General features: G+C 57.2%; 19 protein-coding genes and 2 tRNA genes. 8 read left to right on the forward strand and 13 right to left on the reverse strand.

Features of this window, described 5'->3' with window-relative positions; all coding sequences use genetic code 11:
• Nucleotides 1–71 precede the first annotated feature (71 nt).
• From D3871_RS10370 to D3871_RS10380, 3 genes are all read left to right on the forward strand, one after another.
• Nucleotides 72–1,382 carry an O-acetylhomoserine aminocarboxypropyltransferase gene (locus D3871_RS10370; RefSeq protein WP_119768817.1) on the forward strand — a complete coding sequence of 437 codons (1,311 nt, stop codon included), beginning with the start codon at nucleotides 72–74 and terminating at the stop codon, nucleotides 1,380–1,382.
• A 1-nt stretch (nucleotide 1,383) separates the two neighbouring features.
• The gene (locus D3871_RS10375; RefSeq protein WP_119768818.1) at nucleotides 1,384–2,193 is read left to right on the forward strand and encodes an alpha/beta fold hydrolase; all 810 of its coding nucleotides are present in this window, start codon (nucleotides 1,384–1,386) and stop codon (nucleotides 2,191–2,193) included.
• 150 nt (nucleotides 2,194–2,343) lie between these two features.
• Nucleotides 2,344–2,661: an Mpo1-like protein gene (locus D3871_RS10380; RefSeq protein ID WP_119768819.1), complete on the forward strand. Its 318-nt coding sequence runs from the start codon at nucleotides 2,344–2,346 to the stop codon at nucleotides 2,659–2,661.
• On the opposite strand, the gene D3871_RS10385 is transcribed toward D3871_RS10380, so the two are convergent.
• A complete protein-coding gene (locus tag D3871_RS10385; protein WP_119768820.1) occupies nucleotides 2,658–3,965 on the reverse strand; it encodes a YihY family inner membrane protein in 1,308 nt (435 codons plus the stop codon). The genes D3871_RS10380 and D3871_RS10385 overlap by 4 nt on opposite strands.
• A gap of 40 nt (nucleotides 3,966–4,005) precedes the next feature.
• Between D3871_RS10385 and wrbA the strand changes: the two genes are divergently transcribed.
• From wrbA to D3871_RS10405, 4 genes are read left to right on the forward strand one after another with little or no spacing between them, the layout of a single operon-like run.
• Entirely contained in the window at nucleotides 4,006–4,614 is a 609-nt protein-coding gene (gene wrbA / locus D3871_RS10390) for an NAD(P)H:quinone oxidoreductase (RefSeq protein WP_119768821.1), read from the forward strand.
• On the forward strand, nucleotides 4,614–5,006 hold the full coding sequence (locus D3871_RS10395) for a DUF2069 domain-containing protein (protein WP_119768822.1): 393 nt from the start codon (nucleotides 4,614–4,616) through the stop codon (nucleotides 5,004–5,006). The genes wrbA and D3871_RS10395 overlap by 1 nt, the downstream gene beginning before the upstream one ends.
• Nucleotides 5,003–6,409, forward strand: a complete 1,407-nt coding sequence (locus D3871_RS10400; protein WP_119768823.1) for an FAD-binding oxidoreductase — start codon at nucleotides 5,003–5,005, stop codon at nucleotides 6,407–6,409. Before D3871_RS10395 ends, D3871_RS10400 begins: the two co-directional genes overlap by 4 nt.
• 1 nt (nucleotide 6,410) lies before the next feature.
• Nucleotides 6,411–6,872 carry a DUF4124 domain-containing protein gene (locus D3871_RS10405; protein WP_119768824.1) on the forward strand — a complete coding sequence of 154 codons (462 nt, stop codon included), beginning with the start codon at nucleotides 6,411–6,413 and terminating at the stop codon, nucleotides 6,870–6,872.
• Nucleotides 6,873–6,925: 53 nt separating this feature from the next.
• On the opposite strand, the gene D3871_RS10410 is transcribed toward D3871_RS10405, so the two are convergent.
• The 8 genes from D3871_RS10410 to D3871_RS10445 form a co-directional block, all read right to left on the reverse strand.
• Nucleotides 6,926–7,002 (reverse strand) — tRNA-Arg (locus D3871_RS10410).
• A 131-nt stretch (nucleotides 7,003–7,133) separates the two neighbouring features.
• Entirely contained in the window at nucleotides 7,134–9,626 is a 2,493-nt protein-coding gene (locus tag D3871_RS10415; protein ID WP_158597905.1) for a sensor domain-containing protein, read from the reverse strand.
• 293 nt (nucleotides 9,627–9,919) lie between these two features.
• Nucleotides 9,920–9,996 (reverse strand) — tRNA-Pro (locus tag D3871_RS10420).
• 93 nt (nucleotides 9,997–10,089) lie between these two features.
• Nucleotides 10,090–11,061: a pseudouridine synthase gene (locus D3871_RS10425; protein ID WP_119768826.1), complete on the reverse strand. Its 972-nt coding sequence runs from the start codon at nucleotides 11,059–11,061 to the stop codon at nucleotides 10,090–10,092.
• Nucleotides 11,062–11,121: 60 nt separating this feature from the next.
• A complete protein-coding gene (gene glmM, locus D3871_RS10430; RefSeq protein WP_119768827.1) occupies nucleotides 11,122–12,459 on the reverse strand; it encodes a phosphoglucosamine mutase in 1,338 nt (445 codons plus the stop codon).
• 2 nt (nucleotides 12,460–12,461) lie between these two features.
• A complete protein-coding gene (gene folP, locus D3871_RS10435) occupies nucleotides 12,462–13,319 on the reverse strand; it encodes a dihydropteroate synthase (protein ID WP_119770015.1) in 858 nt (285 codons plus the stop codon).
• Between the two features lie 283 nt (nucleotides 13,320–13,602).
• Nucleotides 13,603–15,489, reverse strand: a complete 1,887-nt coding sequence (gene ftsH, locus D3871_RS10440; protein ID WP_119768828.1) for an ATP-dependent zinc metalloprotease FtsH — start codon at nucleotides 15,487–15,489, stop codon at nucleotides 13,603–13,605.
• 157 nt (nucleotides 15,490–15,646) lie between these two features.
• Nucleotides 15,647–16,294 carry an RlmE family RNA methyltransferase gene (locus D3871_RS10445; protein WP_119768829.1) on the reverse strand — a complete coding sequence of 216 codons (648 nt, stop codon included), beginning with the start codon at nucleotides 16,292–16,294 and terminating at the stop codon, nucleotides 15,647–15,649.
• A gap of 36 nt (nucleotides 16,295–16,330) precedes the next feature.
• Here D3871_RS10445 and yhbY point away from each other — a divergent pair, with 36 nt between their 5' ends.
• Nucleotides 16,331–16,804 (forward strand): ribosome assembly RNA-binding protein YhbY, encoded by a 474-nt coding sequence (gene yhbY, locus D3871_RS10450; RefSeq protein ID WP_119768830.1) that lies wholly within the window; start codon nucleotides 16,331–16,333, stop codon nucleotides 16,802–16,804.
• Between the two features lie 58 nt (nucleotides 16,805–16,862).
• On the opposite strand, the gene D3871_RS10455 is transcribed toward yhbY, so the two are convergent.
• The 4 genes from D3871_RS10455 to carA all read right to left on the reverse strand — a co-directional run bounded on the left by D3871_RS10455 (nucleotide 16,863) and on the right by carA (nucleotide 22,279).
• The gene (locus D3871_RS10455) at nucleotides 16,863–17,309 is read right to left on the reverse strand and encodes a DUF4149 domain-containing protein (protein WP_119770016.1); all 447 of its coding nucleotides are present in this window, start codon (nucleotides 17,307–17,309) and stop codon (nucleotides 16,863–16,865) included.
• Nucleotides 17,310–17,326: 17 nt separating this feature from the next.
• Nucleotides 17,327–17,803 (reverse strand): transcription elongation factor GreA, encoded by a 477-nt coding sequence (gene greA / locus D3871_RS10460; protein WP_119768831.1) that lies wholly within the window; start codon nucleotides 17,801–17,803, stop codon nucleotides 17,327–17,329.
• Between the two features lie 101 nt (nucleotides 17,804–17,904).
• Entirely contained in the window at nucleotides 17,905–21,135 is a 3,231-nt protein-coding gene (carB, locus tag D3871_RS10465; protein WP_119768832.1) for a carbamoyl-phosphate synthase large subunit, read from the reverse strand.
• Nucleotides 21,128–22,279: a glutamine-hydrolyzing carbamoyl-phosphate synthase small subunit gene (gene carA / locus D3871_RS10470; protein WP_119768833.1), complete on the reverse strand. Its 1,152-nt coding sequence runs from the start codon at nucleotides 22,277–22,279 to the stop codon at nucleotides 21,128–21,130. Before carA ends, carB begins: the two co-directional genes overlap by 8 nt.
• Nucleotides 22,280–22,384 lie beyond the last annotated feature (105 nt).

Raw genomic sequence — 22,384 nt, forward strand, 5'->3', positions numbered from 1 at the left:
TGCTAGGATGTCCGCCATGCGGCGATCGCTTGATCCGTCGCCCAGAAAAAGTACCGGAGACCACACGCATCATGAGCAATCCCAAATACCCGGGGTTCGATACCCTTTCGCTGCATGCCGGCGCCACGCCCGATCCGGTGACCGGCGCGCGTGCGACGCCGATCTACCTGACCACATCCTTTGTGTTCAAGGATTCGGACCATGCGGCTTCGCTGTTCAATATGGAACGCGCCGGCCATGTGTACTCGCGCATTTCCAATCCCACCAATGCAGTGCTGGAAGAACGCATCGCCGCACTGGAAGGCGGCGTGGCCGGCATCGCGGTTGCCAGCGGCCAAGCGGCCATGCACCTGGGCCTGGCGACGATTGCCGGCGCCGGTTCGCATGTAGTTGCATCACGCGCGCTCTACGGCGGCTCGCAGAACCTGCTGGCCTACACCATGAAACGCTTCGGCATCGACACCACCTTTGTCGATCCGCGCGATCTCGACGCCTGGCGCAATGCGATCCAGCCCAATACCAAGGTGCTGTTCGGCGAAACCCTCGGCAACCCGGGCCTGGACGTGCTCAACATCCCCGAAGTCGCGGCGATTGCGCATGAACGTTATCTGCCTTTGATGGTGGACGCGACCTTTACCACACCCTATCTGCTGCGTCCGTTCGACCATGGCGCCGACCTGATTTTTCATTCGGCGACCAAATTCCTCAGCGGGCATGGGACGGCGATGGGCGGGCTGCTGGTCGACGGCGGCACCTTTGACTGGCAACAGGCATATGAAAAAACCGGCCATTTCGGCGAATTGTGCGAGCCCTATGACGGCTTCCATGGGATGATCTTCAGCGAGGAATCCACGGTTGCCGCCTTTTCGTTGCGCGCGCGCCGCGAAGGCTTGCGCGATTTTGGCGCCGTGATGAGTCCGCACAATGCTTTTGCCATCCTGCAAGGGATCGAGACGCTGGGCTTGCGCATGGACCGGCATGTCGCCAATACGCGCAAGGTTGTCGAATTTCTGGCCGCACACCCCGCCGTCGCATCGGTGGCGTATCCGGAACTGGAATCGCATCCGGACCGGGCGCTGGCGGAAAAGCTGTTGCCCAAAGGCTGCGGCGCGGTATTCTCGTTCAGCATACGCGGCGATCGCGCAGCCGGCCGCCGCTTTGTCGAAGCGCTGAAAATTTTCTCTCATCTCGCCAATGTCGGCGATGCCAAATCACTGGTGATTCATCCTGCATCGACCACGCATTTCCGCGTGCCGACCGAACAGCTTGCCGCTTCCGGCATCACCGAAGGAACGATGCGTCTGTCGATCGGCTTGGAGGACGTGGATGACCTGATTGAAGATCTTGCACGCGGGCTCAAGGCTGCGCAGAAAGGAGCCTGACATGCTGATCAAGGTACATGGGCAGGATGCCTATTGTTATACCGGCGGAAAACCCTTCGATCCGGCCCTGCCGACCGCGGTATTCATACACGGCGCGCAGCACGACCACTCGGTGTGGATACTGCAGACGCGCTATTTCGCGCATCACGGTTTCGGGGTTCTGGCCGTAGACCTGCCCGCGCACGGACGCAGCAGCGGCGAACCGCTGACCAGCGTCGAAGCAATGGCTGACTGGCTGCTCGCTCTGCTCGATGCGGCGGGCGTGCAAAAGGCCGTGTTGATCGGTCACAGCATGGGCTCGCTGATTGCGCTTGAAGCTGCGGGGCGAGCGCCGGAACGCGCAGACAAGCTGGCTTTGGTGGGGACAGCTTATCCGATGCGGGTTTCCGATGCCTTGCTGAATGCCGCGAAAAACGACGAACAAACGGCAATCGATATGGTGAATATCTGGTCGCATGCTTCGTTTGCGCAGAAGCCCTCGTGTCCGGGACCCGGTTTTTATGTATTGGGAGGCAATCAGCGTTTGATGCAGAGGATTTCGAATCAGCATGCAGCACCGGTGTTTTATACGGATTTTGTGGCTTGCAATGCTTATGCGAATGGCGAGGCCGCGGCACGGACCGTCAGCTGTCCGACGCTGATGCTGCTGGGAAAACGGGACATGATGACGCCGCCCAAAGCGACGGCAACCTTGGCCAAGGCCATACCGCATTGCAAGGTGACGCAGCTTGAGGATTGCGGGCATGCGCTGATGGCGGAACAGCCGGATGCGGTGCTGGAGAGTTTGTTTGGCTTTGCGTCGAAAGCGTAGTGATTTTTCTTCGGTGGGCTCTCGGCGATAGCAAAGAATCACCGAAGAAAAACAATCAAAGCACGCAAAATCCTTAACCGCAGGAATTTCGGTTGCACTCCACCTAAAGCGGGACTAATCTGAAGTAGACCCACTGCAAGGAGAAGCATCATGGCAAGCGTCATGCAACGTGAATATGCGTCCTTTGCCGAATTCTACCCAGTCTACCTCGGAGAACATTCGAACCGGACCTGCCGTGAACTTCACTTCGTCGGCTCCACCATTGCCCTGTTTTGCCTCGGCGCCTTGCTGTTGACTGCTAACTTCTGGTGGCTGCTCGCCGCCCTGGGTTCCGGCTACGGATTTGCCTGGATCGGTCACTTTTTCTTTGAAAAAAACCAGCCGGCCACCTTCAGGCATCCGATCTATTCCTTCATGGGCGATTGGGTGATGTATTGGCAAATGCTCAACGGACAGGCGTCGTTCTAGCCTGGATATTTCACCTTGCCGGCTGCAAAGTGGTCGGCAAGACTCGCATGCAAGCCTTGTTCAACGGCCGCCTCGACCTGTTTTGCGAGTACTGCGTTTCCACCGGCATTGAACACAAACAGCCGATATACGTCGGCCACACGCAACTGTTCTGGATTGGCAAGCAACACCCAAGTGTCGAGCCCTTCGGCCACCCGCTTGCCGATGCGTACCCGTCGCGGCGGCTCGGCCTTGATACGGCCGACCCAGCCTGCATCCAGCATTTTTTCCAGCAAGGCTTCGGATTCGTCAAATCCTAGCCGCGTCAATGCGCGCAAGGTGCGGGCATCGACGGCGGAAGACTGCCCTTTCAGCCGAGCATCATGCAGTACGGTCAGAATCGCCATCGCATCGATGAAGGCACTGCCTGGTGTGGCGACATGCCACCAGCGCTCGTACTTCACAATCGGCAGCGCTGCGGCCAGGACGCCTCCCATCAACGTAATCAGCCATGAGACATAAATCCAGAGCAAAAAAATCGGGATGGCTGCCAGCGCGCCGTACAGTACGGTATAGGCCGGGAAATTGGTGATGAAGATAACGAAAACCCGCTTGGCAATTTCAAACGCGGTAGCGGCAAGCAAGCCGCCGCAGGCCGCATCGCGCCAGTCGACCGATCGGTTCGGCACCGCGATGTAGAGCAATGTGAATGCACCCATCGTCAGCAGCACCGAAAGCGCGGTATAGAAAGTGGCGCCGATCAGCGGAAAACTGATCCCGAAATCATTGGTCGCCCTGAATAACCCGGATGTGAAGGATATCGACACGCCAATCAGCAAGGGACCGAGCGTGACGATTGCCCAATAAATCACCAGCCGCTGGGACATCGTCCGCGGCGTCTTGACGCGCCAGATGTGATTGAATGCACGATCGATGGTAAGCATCATGACGATGGCCGTCAGGATCAGGCCCACCGCGCCGATCGCGGACAGACGTGTTGCCTTGCTCGCGAACTGGTTCAGGTAGCCGAGAATGGTATTGGCGATAGCCTTGGGCATCAGGCTTTTGATGAAATATGCCTCCAGCGCGGCCCGAAAAGTATTGAACAACGGAAACGTCGTGAAGATCGCGAATGCAATGGCAAAAATCGGCACCAGCGCCAGCACCGTGGTAAAGGTAAGGCTGCCTGCGACTTGCGGCAGGCGCTCCTCGTTAAGACGGCGACGCGCGAACTGGAATAATCCCCGCACATCATCCAGCGGAAAATTCCGGAAGATCTGCAGATTGAAGGGAAACACGCGACGGACTTGGGGAGGCTGTGGCATTCGTGTCTGGGCGTTTATAAACCATCCTATAATACCAAGCATGAATTCGCCCGACCTCTCTATCCTCGTTTTATATTATTCCCGGCATGGTTCGACCCGCAAACTGGCGGAGTTGATCGCCCGCGGCGTTGAAAGCGTGCGCGGCTGCGAAGCGCGATTGCGCACCGTGCCGGCGGTATCCACCGTGGCCGAGGCCACGGAACCCGACATCCCAGACCGGGGTTCGCCCTATGCCGAACTGCGCGACCTGGAAGAATGCGCGGGACTGGCATTGGGATCGCCCACCCGCTTCGGCAACATGGCAGCGCCCATGAAGTATTTTCTCGATGGTACGTCCACGCAATGGCTTGCCGGCTCACTCGCCGGCAAGCCTGCCTGCGTATTCACTTCGACCGGCAGCCTGCATGGCGGCCAGGAATCAACGCTGCTATCGATGATGATTCCCTTGCTGCACCATGGCATGCTGGTCATGGGCATCCCCTATACCCATCCGCAATTGATGACCACCAGCAGCGGCGGCACGCCTTACGGCGCCAGCCACTGGTCGGGTGCCGGAGGAGCTCACGAGATATCGGAAGATACGCGGGTGCTGTCCATTGCGTTGGGCAAGCGCCTCGCCGACACCGCCGTGCGTTTGAGGAGTGCATGATGCAAAGCCGCCTTCAACAAAGCTGCTATATCGGCGCAGCAGTCAGCTTGATTGCCCTGATTCTATTGTGTGTTGCGTGGGAGCTCGCGCTTGCACCCTTGCGGCCCGGCGGCTCCTGGCTGGTCTTGAAGGTGCTGCCGCTGCTGCTCCCCTTGCGCGGCATTCTCAAGCGCGACATCTACACGATGCAATGGTCGTCAATGCTGATCCTGCTGTATTTCACAGAGGGCATCGTGCGCGCCACCAGCGACCAGGGCATGTCGGCCACGCTGGGCTGGGTCGAAGTCGCGCTGGTGTGTATCTTTTTCTTTTGCGTGATCCTTTTCTTGCGCCCGTATAAGCAGGCGGCAAAAAAGCTCGCGCAGCAAGCCATTCAAAAAGCATCCAAATGAGCGAATTCCTGAACGGTTGCCGTGCTATCGTCGGCGCGGCCAACGTGCTTACCGACGCTGCCGACCTTGAGCGCTATCTGACCGACTGGCGCCGTCGATACACCGGCAAGGCGCTTGCCGTGGTCCGCCCAGCCGATACGAACGAAGTAGCCACTATCGTCCGGCTTTGCAACCAGCACCGCGTTCCGCTGGTTCCACAGGGTGGCAATACCGGTCTGGTGCTGGGCAGCGTGCCGGATGAAAGCGGCAATGCGATCGTGCTCTCGCTATCCCGCATGAACCGCATCCGTGACACCGACACCATCAACAATACGATGACGGTCGAGGCCGGATGCATACTGGAACAAGTGCAAAACGCGGCAGCCGAGGCCGGCCGTTTGTTTCCGTTATCGCTTGCGGCCGAAGGCAGTTGCACGATAGGCGGCAACCTCGCGACCAATGCCGGCGGCACGGCCGTCCTCCGATACGGAAACGCGCGCGATCTCTGCCTGGGACTGGAAGTCGTCACTGCCCAGGGCGAAGTCTGGAGCGGATTGCGCGGTCTGCGCAAGGACAATACCGGCTATGACCTGCGCAACCTGTTCATCGGCGCGGAAGGAACGCTTGGCGTCATTACTGCCGCAGTGCTGAAACTGTATCCCCAGCCAAAAGCGCAGCTTACCGCGCTGGCTGCAATGCAATCGCCGCAGGACGCATTGCGCCTGCTGTCCATCGCGCAGGAGCGCTGCGGTGCGACGCTGACCGGGTTTGAATTGATGTCCGACTTTTGCCTGCGCCTGGTCACCAAGCATTTTTCGCAAATGCGCCTGCCCTTCCCGCAAAGTTATCCGCAATACGTACTGATGGAATTGTCGGACAGCGAGTCGGAAAACCATGCGAACGACATGCTGGAAGGTTTGGTCACCGAAGCGCTGGAACAAGGCATCATCGAAGACGCCGCGATTGCTTCTTCCATCGCCCAGTCCAAGGCATTATGGAATCTGCGCGAGCACATCCCGCTTGCACAGGCCGAAGAAGGCAAAAACATCAAGCACGACGTGTCGGTGCCGATCTCGCGCATCGGCGAATTCATCGCCGTGACGGACGTACAGCTTGCGCAAGCGTTCCCTGGCTGCCGCATGGTAACGTTCGGCCATCTCGGCGATGGCAATCTGCACTACAACGTCTCGCCGCCGGAAAATGCTTCGCCTGATGCCTTCATCGCGTCGCAACGCGACATCAATCGCGTGGTGCATGACAGCGTGCATAGCTTCGGTGGCTCGATTTCGGCCGAGCATGGACTGGGCGCACTGAAACGCGAAGAAGTACGCGCCTACAAGTCCGAGGTCGAACTAGGCCTGATGCGCACACTCAAGCAGGCGCTCGATCCGCTCAATATCATGAACCCCGGAAAGGTCCTTTGAGATGAGCCCTTTCGTTTTACGCAGCACCTTCATCGGCGCTCTCTTCCTTTGCCTGTCGAACCCGGCATTAGCGGTCTACCGCTGCGAAGCCGACGGCAAAGTCAGCTATAGCGATATTGCCTGCCCTAGCGCAAGACAGCTCGATATCAAGGCATCGTCTGCGGGGCCGACGCCTACCGATAAAAAGCGGCTGGCCGAAGAAAAGAAATTTGTGGAACGCGCAGAAAAAGCCCGGCACAAGGAAGAAGCTGCCGAAGAGAAAGCAAGACAACGCGCGGCCCGGCAACGTCTCGCTCAAGACAAGAAGTGCGACGCGCTCGCGCGCCGCCAACGCTGGGCCAGTGAAGACGTCAGTGCCGCGACGCAGAAATCAGCAGAGAAGGCAAGGCGCAAGGCAAGCCGCGTCAACGAGCAATACGAAGCAGAATGCGGAGCACGGCGGACGGAACTATTGCATGGATGAGCGCAAAGCGCATTCATGACGAATGGCTTGATGGGCGGAATGGATTATGCGGGTGGCCTGCCCAGCAGGAGTCGAACCTGCGACCTACGGCTTAGAAGGCCGTTGCTCTATCCAACTGAGCTATGGGCAGTGTGCATATAGAAATCCGGCGGATGAAATGACCGGTTCCATGAGCTGGCGTCGCCGGCCGCGAACATGGCGATAAGCATCACCATGTATTGTTGCCGGGCCTGCGGATATTACCTCTAATGGAGAAGGCTTTCAATCACCGGAAGCAGGCTTGATCGATTTTTGGCTGGTCGCGTTCAAAAGTTTTTCCAGTTCCGGCGCCGGAACCGGGCGACTCAAGTAATACCCCTGCATCTGATCGCATTGCTGCTCGCGCAGGAACGACAGTTGCTCGGCGCTTTCAACACCTTCTGCGATGACTGTCATCTTCAGGCTGTGGGCAAGCGCAATGACCGCCCTGGCAATTGCTGCATCGTCCACATCGGTAGTGATGTCGCGCACGAAGGAACGGTCGATTTTCAGCGAGTTGATCGGAAAGCGCTTCAGGTAATTGAGACTTGAATAGCCGGTGCCGAAATCATCGATCGACAGGTGTACGCCCATATCGCTGAGCTTTTGCAAGGTCCGGGCCGCAGCCTCCGGATTATCCATGACAACGCTTTCGGTAATCTCCAGTTCCAGCCATTCCGGCCGGCAGCCGGTCTGTTCGAGCACACGCGATACGACCTTGACGATGTCCTGATGCTTGAATTGCCGCGCCGAGAGATTGACGGCGATCTTCATCGGTGCGCGCATGCCGGCGTCGTGCCAGGCTTTTTTCTGGGTACAGGCGGTTCGCAATACCCACTCTCCCATCGGAACAATGAGCCCGGCCTCTTCGGCAATGGAAATGAAATCGCCCGGAAATATCATGCCCTGCCCCGGCGCCTGCCAGCGCAACAGTGCTTCCGCGCCGATGATTTCACCCGATGCAATCTCCATCTGCGGCTGATAATGCACGACGAATTCATCGCGCTCCAACGCGCGGCGCAAGCCACTTTCAAGCTTTAGACGATCGAGCGCACGGGAATTCATATCGTGCGCATAAAACTGGAAGTTGTTGCGTCCCGCATCCTTGGCACGGTACATCGCCGTATCGGCATTCTTGAGCAGAGTCTGGCTATCTTCGCCATCCTTGGGATACATGCTGATACCGATACTGCCGCTCGGGAAGAATTCATGTCCCTGGATGGTCAATGGACGTCCCAGCGCTTCCTGTATCTGTTGCGCCAGGATCACGACGGCGTCGCCCTGCGCCACGTCGGGGCGGATTAGCACGAATTCGTCGCCGCCGAGCCGTGCAACGGTATCGCCGGCGCGTACGCTGGCCGCAAGCCTGCGCCCGATCTCCATGATGAACTTGTCGCCGGCCTCATGCCCGAAGCTGTCATTGATATTCTTGAAGCGGTCGAGATCGATCAGCATGACTGCAACCTGGCTCGCGGAACGGCCCGCAAACACCAGTGCCTGCGACAGGCGGTCCAGGAGCAATGAGCGATTGGGCAGGCTGGTGAGCGCATCGTGGTTTGCCAGATGCAGCAACTCTTCCTCGATCTGCTTGCGGCGCGAAATATCCTCGACGACCGTGCTGTAGTACTTGGGGGTACCGTCCTCGCTTCGCACCATCGAGCTTGTCAGATTGACCCAGATGTAATACCCGTTCTTGTGACGATAACGCTTTTCACGGGTTTTCTCGTCGATCTCGCATGCCGTCATGCGCCGCGCAATTGCCCAGTCGGTTACAACGTCGTCAGGATGAGTAATGTCCTGAAAAGCCATGTTCAGCAATTCGTTGCGTGAATAGCCAACGATCTCGCAGAGCTTGTTGTTCACCATCAGCCAGCGACCATCCGGAGCGACATGCGCGAGTCCGACCGCTGCCTGATTGAACGCGACACGAAAGCGCTCCTCGCTTTCGCGCAGCACTGTCTCGGCTTTTACGCGTTCGGTGATATCGCGAACAACAGCAACGAGAAATTGGCGCCGTTCCGACCGAATGGCGCGCAGATAAACCTCTACCGGCAGACGTGCGCCATCCTTGCGCTGATGCACGGTTTCAAACATGCCGGTTTTGTGCTTGCTTCGAATGACCTCGGCAAAGCGGTGCTGAATCTTTTCCAGTTCGCCCGGATCCGGTTTCAAGTCCTGCGGCCCAAGCTGCAGTAATTCCCGATAACTGTATCCGAGAGTGGCGATCGCAGTCTCGTTGACGTCAACGAAGCGCAGCTGCTCGGCATCGATCAGGTACACCGCGTCGATCGAACTGTCCAGCGCAAGGCGGAAGCGCTTTAATTCTTCCTGTGAACGAATATGATCGGTGATGTCATGCGCCATCACCAGCAGCACGGTTTCTGCAGGAGCAGCAGGCACGGTGCAAATCTTGAATTCAAGATGCCGATAATTGCCTGACACACGCTGCGTAACCGTAAAGTCATCCGGCGACTGCATGGACTGCAGGGTCTGCTTCAATCGCAAGCCAAGCACATCGCTATCGAGCAGAGAGTGCAGCGGCATGCCGACGACCGCGGCGGCATCGCCGATGGAGAGCAACTCGCACATGGCGAGATTGATGGAAAGTACGCGCAAGCCGGAATCAACGAGCATCAGCCCGGACGGCATCGACGCAATAATTTGCTCGGCATGTCGCTGCAAATGCAAATCGCCTGCTTGAGCGATTTCAGCCGCGATGGCATCGACACGTTTCATGCAGACGCTCCGCTGACAAACCGGCATATGGCGGCTGCGCCTTGAACAAACACCAACATCTCCCAATCGATAATTCTCGTTATTGCCTGATTATCTCAGCGGCATCGCGGCAAAGCAATCCGGAGAAGCATTTCACCGAATGAGGTGTGGTTGATCTGTACCAATCGATCGCGACACGTTTTGTGTGGCGAGGAAGTTTTGCAAAACCGGTCTCGGCAACCGCACAATTGCATTGGCAAGCGTGGCATGACAGAAATGAAAAAGGGTTAGCTAAAAAGCTAACCCTTTCAAATTGGTCGGAGTACAAGGATTCGAACCTTGGACCCCCTGGTCCCAAACCAGGTGCGCTACCGGGCTGCGCCACACTCCGAAGAAAGCAATCATACCCCAGCAACATGTTCTGGTCAATTCGGAGCGGTGTTTTTTATCTGGCTTACTGGAGTAACCGCTCTTTTATTTTAGGTTAGCCCTCAGTCAGTACAAGTTTTTTTCCACTTTCAAAATAACGTGTTTGTCCATTCAAGGGGTCCCGGAACGAAATCGATCGAGCCAGCAGTTGCAGCGGGAGAGACATATCATCCCCTTTACAGGCTTGTGCAACCGGATAAAACGGGTCATTGATAATGGGAATGCCGAGAGCCGCAAGATGCACCCTTAACTGATGCTTTTTCCCGGTCAGCGGACGCAAGCGATAAAGCGTTGCATCCGAGCCTTGTTCCAATATATCAATGCAGGTTTCCGAGTTGGACTCACCATCCGTTTCCTGCATCCGAAAAAATGGTGTGCCCTCGACCATTCGGCTTCGATACACAAAGGGAAATTTCACGCCCGTAAGGTATTTTGCATACGCTTCATAGACTTTTTCGATTTCGCGTTTTTGAAAGAGCGACTGATAGTCATTGCGTGTGCGCATGTTGTGGGAAAAGACGACGATGCCAGCCGTTTCCCTATCGATGCGGTGTATCGGTGTCAGGTGCTTGAGCCCGGTTTTTTTCTTCAACCTGACGAGCAGGGTTTCGTGAAGAAACCTGCCGGACGGTATGACTGGTAGAAAATGCGGTTTGTCGGCAACAAGGAGGTGTTCGTCCTGATACAGGATGCTTTCCGTAAACGGGATCGATGTCTCAAGTTCCAGTTCGCGGTAATAAAAGATGCAATCGCCGGGGTGATAGAGACTGCCGGCCACCATTCGCACCCCTTGGGCATTGACCACTTCCCCCCTGTCCATTCTCGAACGCCAGGTCGTATCCTCCACATTCGGAAAGCGTTCATTCAGAAACGACAACAGCGTGCCCCAGGGGCCGTGAGGAAGCCAGATATAGCTCGGGCTTACGCCATCGCGCACGGGAAGCGGCGGCTTGAAATTGAACTTGTCGAAATTGCGCGATTTCCCTGGCTTGCCAGGGAAATCATCATGCTTGGAGAGGATAGTCATTGCGGTGGAACTTGCCGGCGTCGGCACTGCGCCTTGGCCATCATTAAGTCAACGGCCTGATCAGGCAATGACTTTATCTGCGATGCGTCGCGCCATTTTTTCGGCAAGCTCCGCATCCTTTGCTTCCACCATCACGCGTATCAACGGCTCGGTCCCGGACGATCGGATCAATACGCGGCCGCTATCGCCGAGTGCCGATTCAACGATTTCTTTTTCAGTCATCAATGCCTGATTCTTTTGCCATTCAAAACCGGGACTGACTCTGACGTTGATGAGACTCTGTGGATACAGCGTAAGGTCAGCCGCGCATTGCGCAAGTGTCTTGCCGCTGCGCTTGAGAGCGGATAGAACCTGCAGGGCGGATACGATACCATCGCCTGTGGTGTGCTTGTCCAGAAACAGCAAATGCCCGGAGCCCTCGCCGCCTATACACCAACCACGCTCCTGAAGCACTTCCAGCACATAGCGATCGCCGACCTTGGCACGCGCGAAACCAATGCCCATTTCGCGGAACGCGACTTCGAGCGCCATATTGGTCATCAAGGTTCCCACCACCCCCTCGACAGGCACCGTGGCCATACGATCCTTGACCATGATATACAACAGCTCGTCGCCGTTGTACGCCCTGCCGCTTGCATCCACCATCAGCAGCCGATCCGCATCGCCATCGAGGGCGATGCCAAGATCGGCCTGATGTTCCTTGACCGCCGCACACAAGGCTGCCGGCGCCGTGGCGCCGACCTGGTCATTGATATTCATACCATTGGGCTTGTTCCCGATGGCGACGACTTCCGCGCCGAGCTCATGAAAGACATCCGGTGCAATATGGTAGGCAGCGCCATGCGCGCAATCGACGACGATCTTCAAGCCGCGCAAATCGAGTTCATTGGGGAAAGTGCTTTTGCAGAATTCGATATACCGGCCTTGCGCATCGAACAGACGCTTGGCCTTGCCAAGCTTTTCCGACGCCACGCATTCCATCGGCTCTTCAAGCGCAGCTTCGATGGCGGATTCCACTTCGTCCGGCAGTTTGTTTCCCGATGCCGAAAAAAACTTGATGCCATTGTCGTCGTAAGGATTATGCGACGCCGATATGACGACACCGGCCGACAGCCGCAGTGCGCGGGTCAGATAAGCGATGGCTGGGGTCGGCATCGGCCCTGCAAGAGTCACATCCACGCCGGCCGCCGCAAATCCTGCTTCTAGCGCCGCTTCCAGCATGTAGCCCGATATTCGGGTGTCCTTGCCGATCAGGACCACCGGCTTGCCGCTACTGCTTTCTCCCTGTGCCAGTACCTTACCTGCTGCATAGCCCAGTCGCATTACGAAATCCGGCGTGATCGGCGATGTCCCGACCCGCCCGCGTACGCCATCGGTGCCGAAATATTTGCGTGTCATGTCTAGTCCTTCTTGATAGATTCAACCGCCTGCCATACCTTCAGGGCATCGACCGTCTCTGCAACGTCGTGCACCCTTACTATGCTGGCGCCATGTGCCACGGCACTGAGCGCCGCCGCAATACTTCCTGCCAGACGCTGCTCAACCGGCTTGCCGGTGATTGCGCCGATGGCGGACTTCCTTGACAAACCTGCTAGCACGGGGAGCCCGAGTTCATCACAAATACGCCCTATGCTCTTCAGCAGCGTCAGATTGTGCTCGAGGGTTTTGCCAAATCCGAAGCCGGGGTCGATACATAGCCGCGTCGACTCGATCCCGGCAGCCTCACATGCGGATACTCTCTCCGCAAGAAAGCGCGACACATCGGCCACCACATCATGGTACTCAGGGTCGACCTGCATGGTGGAGGGGTCGCGTTGCATGTGCATGATACACAACGCGCATTCGCTTTCATTGACTACACGCAACGCCCCCTCGAACCTGAAGCCATTGATATCGTTGATCATGTCGGCGCCTGCTGCAATCGCTTCGCGCATGACTTCGGGTTTGTAGGTATCGATGGATAGCGGTTTTCCGCAATCGCGCAGCGCATAGATCAAGGGCATGACCCGGCGCAATTCCTCGTCCAGTGGCAAGGATTGGGCGCCGGGACGGCTGGATTCGCCACCGATATCGATGATGTCTACGCCGTCGGCAATCATTTGCTCCGCATGCGACATGGCCAGATCAAGGGAATGAAATTGCCCGCCGTCGGAAAAGGAATCCGGTGTGACATTAAGAATGCCCATGACCAGTGGACGGCTGGAGATTTCATGCAGGTCAAATCGATAGCGGCCGCACTGCAGGTAACTGGTGTTCATCATGATGTGATTTAAGTCAATGCGTTCACGTCAGGCCATGCCAATCGATGCGATCAGCTGCACAGACGGACGTTATTCTAGAGCGCTTTCGTCCTGACTGTACCGTCAATCCCGGGCGATTTGCATGGTCCACTCAGGACGAAAGCGCTCTAGTGCAGGGAAGGCAAGCGGCGAGATTGAAAGATCAGAGTATCGCGGAAAAGATTCAGCGCCAAGCAGACAAAACAAAAGGGTGAGGATTTCCCCTCACCCTTTTTCGCTTTGGTGGTCGACAGTCAGTGACTTATGCCGGCGCAGTCGCATTGGGCGACATGCCACCTGATGCATTGTCGGAGGGAGAGCGTTTTACCGGGATGCCGGCCTTGGGCGGACGTGGCTCCAGACCTTCCATGATGTCGTTGATCTGGTCGGCATCAAGGGTTTCCCAGTCGAGCAAGGCCTTTGCCATTATCTCAACCTTGTCCCTGTTGTCTTCAAGCAGACGACGTGACAGTGCATACTGTGCATCGAGGATCAAACGAATTTCAGTATCAACCTTTTGCTGGGTTGCCTCGGATACAGTCTTCGCACTCATACGGCCGAAGTAGGCATCCTGCTCGCTATCTTCATACACCATGGTACCCAGGGATTCGGACATGCCGTAACGGGTCACCATTGCACGAGCCAGTTTGGTTGCCCGTTCGAAATCGTTGGATGCGCCGGTCGACATCTGATGCATGAAGATTTCCTCGGAAATGCGGCCACCGAACAAAATCGCGATTTCTTCCAGCATCTTGTCCTTGTACATGTTGACCCGGTCATGCTCGGGCAACTGCCAAGTCAAGCCAAGTGCATAGCCACGCGGCATGATGGTGACCTTGTGTACCGGGTCGGCCTTCGGCAACAACTTGGCAACGACCGCATGACCAGATTCATGGTACGCAGTATTGCGGCGCTCTTCTTCGCGCATGACTGCGGACTTGCGCTCCGGACCCATCACGATCTTGTCCTTGGCATCTTCGAAGTCCTGCATTTCTACCAGGCGCTTATTGCGACGCGCAGCAAAAAGCGCGGCTTCATTGACGAGATTGGCCAAGTCGGCGCCGGAAAAGCCCGGTGTGCCGCGCGCAAGAATATCAGCCTTGACGTCTGGTGCAATAGGTACCTTGCGCATATGCACGTAAAGAATTTGCTCACGCCCCCTAATGTCGGGCAGGCCGACCATGACTTGACGGTCAAAACGGCCGGGACGCAACAGCGCCTTGTCGAGCACGTCGGCACGGTTGGTCGCGGCGATAACGATCACGCCGGAATTTGGTTCGAAGCCGTCCATCTCAACGAGCAACTGATTGAGCGTCTGTTCGCGCTCATCATTGCCGCCGCCCATGCCAGCACCACGATGACGGCCAACCGCATCGATTTCATCGATAAAGATAATGCAGGGAGAATGTTTCTTGGCGTTTTCAAACATGTCGCGGACGCGTGAAGCGCCGACACCGACAAACATTTCGACAAAGTCTGAACCGGATATCGTAAAGAACGGCACCTTGGCTTCGCCTGCAATTGCACGTGCCAGCAGGGTCTTACCAGTACCTGGAGGGCCTACCATCAGGACACCACGCGGAATACGACCGCCGAGCTTCTGGAACTTCGTCGGGTCGCGCAAGAAATCCACCAATTCCTGGACTTCTTCCTTCGCTTCGTCGCAGCCGGCGACGTCCGCAAAAGTCACGGTATTGCTTGCCTCATCCAGCATGCGCGCCTTGGAACGACCGAAAGAAAATGCGCCGCCCTTGCCGCCGCCCTGCATTTGACGCATGAAGAATACCCATACGCCGATCAGCAACAGCATTGGGAACCAGGAAATGAAAACTTGAGAAAGGAAGGATTGTTCTTCAGGCTGCTTGACGTCGAATTTGACGCCATTATTGATCAGATCGCCAATCAAGCCGCGGTCAAGATAAGTTACTGAAGTCTTGATGCGCTTACCGTCATTGGTTATAGCGACGATGGTCCTGTCTTCGATAGTTGCTTCACGGATTTGCTTCGCCTTGACTTCATCGATGAAGTCCGAATACGGAATCGGCGTCGCGCCGCCAGCCATTGTGCGACCGTCGAACTGCTTGAAGACGGTAAACAGCACCAGGGCAATCACCACCCAGATGGCGGCTTTGGAAAACATGTTGTTCACTAGAACTCCTTAGACGCAGGCGCGCCCATATTTACATTGCTTGTAAAATTGATTCTACTCGCATTGACCAGCGCTTGCTAGGCTGCATGTGCGGGCCTGGTAAGGGAAATCAAGAGTTGTCGAAAAAATAATCAATGGCGGGATTATTATCGATGTGTCATTGAGAAGGATGTTTCAACACTTTACCGAGCAAAAAGATTTCAGATGATTTATCCCTGCTGGCCTTGGGCTTCTTTTGGATCACAGTTTTAAACTCGAGCCTGAACTTTTCGACTAATTGTGTGTACCCAGTCCCGTTGAAGCATTTGACGAGCAAGGCACCGGAAGGTTTCATATGAGCTCGCGCAAAGTCGATGGCCAGATCAATGATATCCTCGATTCGCGCAGCGTCCGTCACTGCGATCCCGGACAGATTGGGCGCCATATCTGACAATACGAGATCGACCTGTCGACCCGCGAGCACTGCTTCGAGTTGGCGCAAGGCTTCTTCTTCACGGAAGTCACCCAGAATGAAATGCACGTCGGCAATCGGATCCATGGGCAACATATCAAGGCCGATAATGGTGCCATTGATGCCGCCGCCTTCCTTACCGGACAGTTTGTTGCGTATGTATTGCGCCCAGCTGCCAGGCGTGCAGCCAAGGTCAACAACGACCTGGCCGGGTTTTATCAGTCTTTCCTCTTCATCGATTTCCTTGAGCTTGTACGCTGCGCGCGCGCGGTATCCCTCCTTTTGCGCCAGCTTCACGTAAGGGTCGTTGATATGGTCGTGCAACCAGTTTTTGTTGAATTTGTTCTTGGCCATTCGCGTAGAATACCGTTTTTAAGGAATAAATAGATTATGTTGAAACTGACACCCGCCGAACGCAGTGCCTTGCGTTCGGAAGCCCATGCACTTAACCCGGTGGTCATTATCGGCGAAGCCGGATTGACACCGTCGGTGCTGAAAGAAATCGATACCAGCCTCAATGCTCACGGCCTCATCAAGGTCCGCGTGTTCGGCGACGAGCGCGAAGCTCGCGTCGAGATGTACGAAACCATTTGCGAAAAGCTCGATGCCGCGCCGATCCAGCATATCGGCAAGCTGCTGGTCTTGTACCGCCCCAAGAAGGAAGCCACCAAGGAACGCAGCGACAAACGCGGAAAAGGCCTGCGTGAAGTCACGATCGTCAAGCCCAGCCCGAGCGGCACCAAGCGCCCAAGCGTGACGAAAGTCATTTTGAAGGGCAATGAACGGGTTACCGCAGGCGGCAATATCAAACGTGCCAAGCCACGGCAAAGCAGTTCCAAAAAATCGGCATTGGGACGCGGCTGATTTGCTCGCTTGAGAAAATTCGGTCCCGCATATTTGGCGCGGGACACGATCCGCACGATTACCTCGCCTTTACTACCAGCGCGACGCCCAGCAAGCTTTGCACCAGATAAATCGCGCTCGAAGCGCCGTGCAACAAGCCAAACTGTAGTTTTGCATCGGAATCCATGACGCCGGCAGGACCGGCTGCCTCGCGCAGCGCCGCCATGAAAGGCTGCAGGCCGAAGTATCCAATCAATGTGCAAGCAAGCATGCCTGCGATCAGCCAGGCAATGCTACGGATCTGTTTGCGCTCAAGATCAGGTGAAAAATAGCGTACCAGGATACCAAGCACAATGGCACAAGCTACACAAAGCCAGGCTTCCACACGAAACAATCGGCCGGCGATCGTGCCCGCCAGTACGCGGTCATCGAGCGTAATGAATAGCGTCGGAGCAACCAGATAACCGACAGTCCAAAGGCTTCCGGCCCAGATTGTCGCGACCAGCAAGCGTAGGCGCGCCGGCATGGCGGTCAGCATGGTAATCAGATGTAGCGAACTTCGAGCACTTCGTATTCACGAATGCCGGATGGCGCATTCACTTCGACGACATCGCCAGCGTATTTGCCGATCAATGCGCGCGCGATGGGCGAGGTAATCGAGACCTTGAGTTTCTTCAGGTCCGCTTCGTCTTCACCAACGATCTGATAGGTCACCTTTTGTCCGGACTCCAGATCTTCCAGGTTAACCGTCGATGCAAAAACGATACGACCTTCCGCATCGAGCAGAGTCGGGTCAATGATTTGCGCCGCACTCAATTTGCCTTCGAGTTCTGCGATACGGCCTTCGATGAAACTCTGACGCTCCTTGGCTGCATCGTACTCGGCATTTTCGGAAAGATCGCCTTGGGCGCGCGCTTCGGAAATGGCATTGATGACAGCGGGGCGATCCTTGGTTTTCAGGCGCTGCAGTTCTTCCTTCAGAAGTTCTGCACCAAGTTTGGTAATGGGAACTGTGCTCATAATTTATTTTGGACAAAATGAAAACCACAGAGGTCACAAATAGTGCCGGAAATCATCCGGTACCGTTGTGACCTCTGTGGCTGAAGTAAGACTGTAGAGGCCTAGTTTAAAGACTTATGCAAGCCTTGTAAATCGTAGACGTGCAGCTCGTCTAGATGACGCAAGCCTTCGACGGCGGCTTCGGCGCCGGCGATGGTGGTATAGGTAGTGGCACGCGCGAGCAAGGCGGAAGTGCGGATGGCGCGCGAATCGGCAATCGCGGTACGCTTTTCTTCCACCGTATTGATCACCAGCACAATCTCGTTGTTCTTGATCATGTCGACCACGTGCGGCCGCCCTTCGACCACCTTGTTGACGGCCGCCACCGGAATCCCGGCCGCACTGATGGCCGCGGCCGTGCCCTTGGTCGCCACCAGCGTAAAGCCCAGCTCCACCAAGTCTTTGGCCACCTGCACCGCGCGCGGCTTGTCGCTGTTCTTGACGCTCAGGAACACCTTGCCCGAGGTCGGCAATTTGACGCCCGCCCCCAGCTGCGACTTCACGAACGCTTCGCCAAAGGTCTTGCCCACCCCCATGACTTCGCCGGTGGATTTCATTTCCGGACCCAGAATGGTGTCGACTCCGGGGAACTTGTTGAACGGGAACACCGCTTCCTTGACGCTGTAGTACGGCGGCACCACTTCCTTCGTGATGCCCTGGCTGTCGAGTGACTGCCCCACCATGCAGCGCGCGGCAATCTTGGCCAGCTGCAAGCCGGTCGCCTTCGATACATACGGCACCGTGCGCGAGGCGCGCGGGTTGACTTCCAGCACGTACACCACATCCTGCAGCTGGCCATCGACTTCATGCTGCTGAATGGCAAACTGCACATTCATCAAACCCACCACCTTCAAGCCCTTGGCCATCAGCGCGGTCTGGCGCTTCAATTCGTCGATGGTGTCCTGGGACAGCGAATACGGCGGCAGCGAGCAAGCCGAGTCGCCCGAATGCACGCCGGCCTGTTCGATGTGTTCCATCACGCCGCCGATGAAGGTGCGCTGGCCATCGGACAGGCAATCCACATCGACTTCGATCGCATCGTTGAGGAAGCGGTCGAGCAGCACCGGCGAATCGTTCGAAACCTTGACCGCTTCGCGCATGTAGCGTTCCAGATCGCGCTGTTCATGCACGATTTCCATCGCGCGCCCGCCCAGCACATAGGACGGACGCACCACCAGCGGATAGCCGATTTCCTGCGCCAGGCGCAACGCGTCTTCTTCGGTGCGCGCGGTGCGGTTGGGCGGCTGGCGCAAGCCCAGGTCTTGCAACAGTTTCTGGAAGCGTTCGCGGTCTTCGGCCGCATCGATCATGTCGGGCGAGGTGCCGACGATGGGCACGCCATTGGCTTCCAGGTCGAGCGCCAGTTTCAGCGGGGTCTGGCCGCCGTACTGCACGATCACGCCATACGGCTTTTCCTTGTCGACGATTTCCAGCACGTCTTCCAGCGTCAGCGGTTCGAAATACAGCCGGTCCGAGGTATCGTAATCGGTCGACACGGTTTCCGGATTGCAGTTGACCATGATGGTTTCATAGCCGTCTTCGCGCATCGCCAGCGCCGCATGCACGCAGCAATAATCGAATTCGATGCCTTGCCCGATGCGGTTGGGACCGCCGCCCAAGACCATGATCTTTTTCTTGTCGGTCGGCTGCGATTCGCACTCTTCCTCGTAGGTCGAGTACATGTACGCGGTGCGCGTGGCGAATTCGGCCGCGCAGGTGTCGACCCGCTTGTAGACCGGACGCACATTGAGCGCGCGCCGCTGCTCGCGCACCGCCTTGTCGCTGGTCTTGAGCAGCTTGGCCAGACGCCGGTCGGCAAAGCCCTTTTGCTTGAGCTTGAACAGGGTGTCCTTGTCCAGCGCCTCCAGCGTCTGGGTTTCCAGCCACAGTTCGATATCGACGATTTCCTTGATCTGCACCAGGAACCAGGGATCGATATGGGTCAGCTGATGCACTTCTTCCAGCGAGAAGCCTTGCGCAAAGGCGTCGCCGACATACCAGATGCGTTCCGGACCGGGTTCGCCCAGCTGCTCTTCGATGGTTTCGCGGTCGGTGGTCTTTTCATTCATGCCGTCGACCCCGACTTCCAGACCGCGCAAGGCTTTCTGGAACGATTCCTGGAAGGTGCGCCCGATCGCCATCACTTCGCCCACCGATTTCATTTGCGTGGTCAGATGGCTGTCGGCGGTCGGAAACTTCTCGAACGCGAAACGCGGCACCTTGGTCACCACATAATCGATGCTGGGCTCGAACGAGGCGGGCGTGGCGCCGCCGGTGATTTCGTTGCGCAACTCGTCCAGCGTGAAACCGACCGCCAGCTTGGCGGCGATCTTCGCAATCGGAAAGCCGGTCGCCTTGGACGCCAGCGCGGAGGAACGCGAGACGCGCGGATTCATTTCAATGACGATCATGCGACCATCGGCCGGATTGACCGCGAACTGCACATTGGAGCCGCCGGTGTCGACCCCGATCTCGCGCAGCACCGCCAGCGAGGCGTTGCGCATGATCTGGTATTCCTTGTCGGTCAGCGTCTGCGCCGGCGCCACCGTGATCGAGTCGCCGGTATGCACGCCCATCGGGTCGAGGTTTTCGATCGAGCAGACGATGATGCAATTGTCCTTCTTGTCGCGCACGACTTCCATCTCGTACTCTTTCCAGCCGATCAGCGATTCTTCGATCAGCAGTTCGGAGGTGGGCGAGGCTTCCAGGCCACGCTTGCAGATGGTCTCGAATTCTTCCGGATTGTAGGCAATGCCGCCGCCGGTGCCGCCCATCGTGAACGAGGGCCGGATGATGACCGGGAAACCGATTTCCTTTTGCACCGCCCACGATTCTTCCAGCGTGTGCGCCACGCCCGAACGCGCCGACCCCAGTCCGATCCTGGTCATCGCCTGCTTGAACTTGGAACGGTCTTCGGCCTTGTCGATGGCTTCCGGTGTGGCGCCGATCAATTCGCAGCCGTATTTGGTCAGCACGCCGTGATGGTGCAGGTCGAGCGCGCAATTGAGCGCGGTCTGGCCGCCCATGGTCGGCAGGATCGCATCCGGACGCTCCTTGGCGATGATGCGCTCGACCGCCTGCCAGGTGATCGGTTCGATATAGGTGACATCGGCCATGTCCGGATCGGTCATGATGGTGGCCGGATTGCTGTTGACCAGCACCACGCGGTAACCTTCTTCGCGCAAGGCCTTGCAGGCCTGGGCGCCGGAATAGTCGAATTCGCACGCCTGGCCGATGATGATCGGGCCGGCGCCAATAATCAGGATGCTGTGTAACTCTGTGCGCTTAGGCATTTTTGTGTTTCTCCATCATCGCCACGAAGCGATCAAACAAGGGGGCGACGTCGGTCGGGCCGGGCGAGGCTTCCGGATGGCCCTGGAAGCAGAATGCCGGTTTGTCGGTGCGGGCAAAGCCTTGCAGCGAGCCATCGAACAGCGACACGTGGGTGACGCGGCAATTGTCCGGCAAGGTGGCCTGGTCCACCGCGAAACCATGGTTTTGCGAAGTGATCATCACTTGCCTGGTGTCGAGGTCTTGCACCGGGTGGTTCGCACCGTGGTGACCGAATTTCATTTTGAGGGTCTTGGCGCCGGAGGCCAGCGCCATGATCTGGTGCCCCAGGCAAATGCCGAAGGTGGGAATGCCGCGCTCGATCAATTCCCGGGTCGCGGCAATCGCGTAGTCGCACGGCTCGGGGTCGCCCGGGCCATTGGCCAGGAAGATGCCGTCCGGCTTGAGCGCCAGCGCCTCGGCGGCACTGGCCTGCGCCGGCAACACCGTGATCTTGCAACCGCGCTCGGCCAGCATGCGCAAGATGTTGCGCTTGACGCCGTAATCGAAGGCCACCACGTGATACGCCGGCGCCGTCTGTGCGCCGTAGCCCTGGCCCAGCTTCCATTCGGTTTCATTCCAGACATAGGACTGGGTGGTCGAGACCACCTTGGCCAGATCCATGCCGGCCAGGCCGGGGAAGGATTTGGCCAGCGCCAGCGCTTTGTCGACATCGGCTTCACCGGCCAGGATGGCGCCGTTCTGGGCCCCTTTTTCGCGCAGGATGCGGGTCAGCTTGCGGGTGTCGAGGCCGGCAATGCCGACCACGTTTTGCGCTTTCAAATACTCCGACAAACTCAGCGTGGAACGGAAATTCGACGCCAGCAAGGGCAAGTCCTTGATGATCAAGCCAGCAGCATGGATCTGGGTGGCTTCGATGTCTTCGGCATTGATGCCGACATTGCCGATATGCGGATAAGTCAGCGTGACGAGCTGGCGGCTGTAACTGGGGTCGGTCAGGATTTCCTGGTAGCCTGTCATGGCCGTGTTGAACACGACCTCGCCGATCGTGTGACCGGGCGCTCCTATCGAAAATCCCTGAAAGATCGACCCATCTGCAAGCGCTAGGATGGCCGGGACTGAGTGGCCAGAAAAAAATGGCAGCAAGGGTAACTCCTGAGATGATTACCGCCGCTGCGCCGCGCCAGAACGACCGTCAACCAAACGGCTTGCGCTGGATGTCGTGGGTCTTTTTGGGACGTGATGGAAGGG

The organism is Noviherbaspirillum saxi (assembly GCF_003591035.1).
Classification (GTDB): Bacteria; Pseudomonadota; Gammaproteobacteria; order Burkholderiales; family Burkholderiaceae_D; genus Noviherbaspirillum; species Noviherbaspirillum saxi.

Excerpts from the sequence above, each read along its gene's own strand:
- glmM (WP_119768827.1), bottom strand. The coding sequence starts at position 12,459 with ATGACACGCAAATATTTCGGCACCGATGGCGTACGCGGGCGGGTCGGG.
- D3871_RS10415 (WP_158597905.1), bottom strand. The coding sequence starts at position 9,626 with ATGAAACGTGTCGATGCCATCGCGGCTGAAATCGCTCAAGCAGGCGAT.
- D3871_RS10370 (WP_119768817.1), top strand. The coding sequence starts at position 72 with ATGAGCAATCCCAAATACCCGGGGTTCGATACCCTTTCGCTGCATGCC.
- yhbY (WP_119768830.1), top strand. The coding sequence starts at position 16,331 with ATGTTGAAACTGACACCCGCCGAACGCAGTGCCTTGCGTTCGGAAGCC.
- D3871_RS10425 (WP_119768826.1), bottom strand. The coding sequence starts at position 11,061 with ATGACTATCCTCTCCAAGCATGATGATTTCCCTGGCAAGCCAGGGAAA.
- D3871_RS10380 (WP_119768819.1), top strand. The coding sequence starts at position 2,344 with ATGGCAAGCGTCATGCAACGTGAATATGCGTCCTTTGCCGAATTCTAC.
- D3871_RS10395 (WP_119768822.1), top strand. The coding sequence starts at position 4,614 with ATGCAAAGCCGCCTTCAACAAAGCTGCTATATCGGCGCAGCAGTCAGC.
- D3871_RS10400 (WP_119768823.1), top strand. The coding sequence starts at position 5,003 with ATGAGCGAATTCCTGAACGGTTGCCGTGCTATCGTCGGCGCGGCCAAC.
- greA (WP_119768831.1), bottom strand. The coding sequence starts at position 17,803 with ATGAGCACAGTTCCCATTACCAAACTTGGTGCAGAACTTCTGAAGGAA.
- D3871_RS10455 (WP_119770016.1), bottom strand. The coding sequence starts at position 17,309 with ATGCCGGCGCGCCTACGCTTGCTGGTCGCGACAATCTGGGCCGGAAGC.
- D3871_RS10375 (WP_119768818.1), top strand. The coding sequence starts at position 1,384 with ATGCTGATCAAGGTACATGGGCAGGATGCCTATTGTTATACCGGCGGA.
- D3871_RS10445 (WP_119768829.1), bottom strand. The coding sequence starts at position 16,294 with ATGGCCAAGAACAAATTCAACAAAAACTGGTTGCACGACCATATCAAC.
- D3871_RS10385 (WP_119768820.1), bottom strand. The coding sequence starts at position 3,965 with ATGCCACAGCCTCCCCAAGTCCGTCGCGTGTTTCCCTTCAATCTGCAG.
- carB (WP_119768832.1), bottom strand. The coding sequence starts at position 21,135 with ATGCCTAAGCGCACAGAGTTACACAGCATCCTGATTATTGGCGCCGGC.
- folP (WP_119770015.1), bottom strand. The coding sequence starts at position 13,319 with ATGAACACCAGTTACCTGCAGTGCGGCCGCTATCGATTTGACCTGCAT.
- wrbA (WP_119768821.1), top strand. The coding sequence starts at position 4,006 with ATGAATTCGCCCGACCTCTCTATCCTCGTTTTATATTATTCCCGGCAT.
- D3871_RS10405 (WP_119768824.1), top strand. The coding sequence starts at position 6,411 with ATGAGCCCTTTCGTTTTACGCAGCACCTTCATCGGCGCTCTCTTCCTT.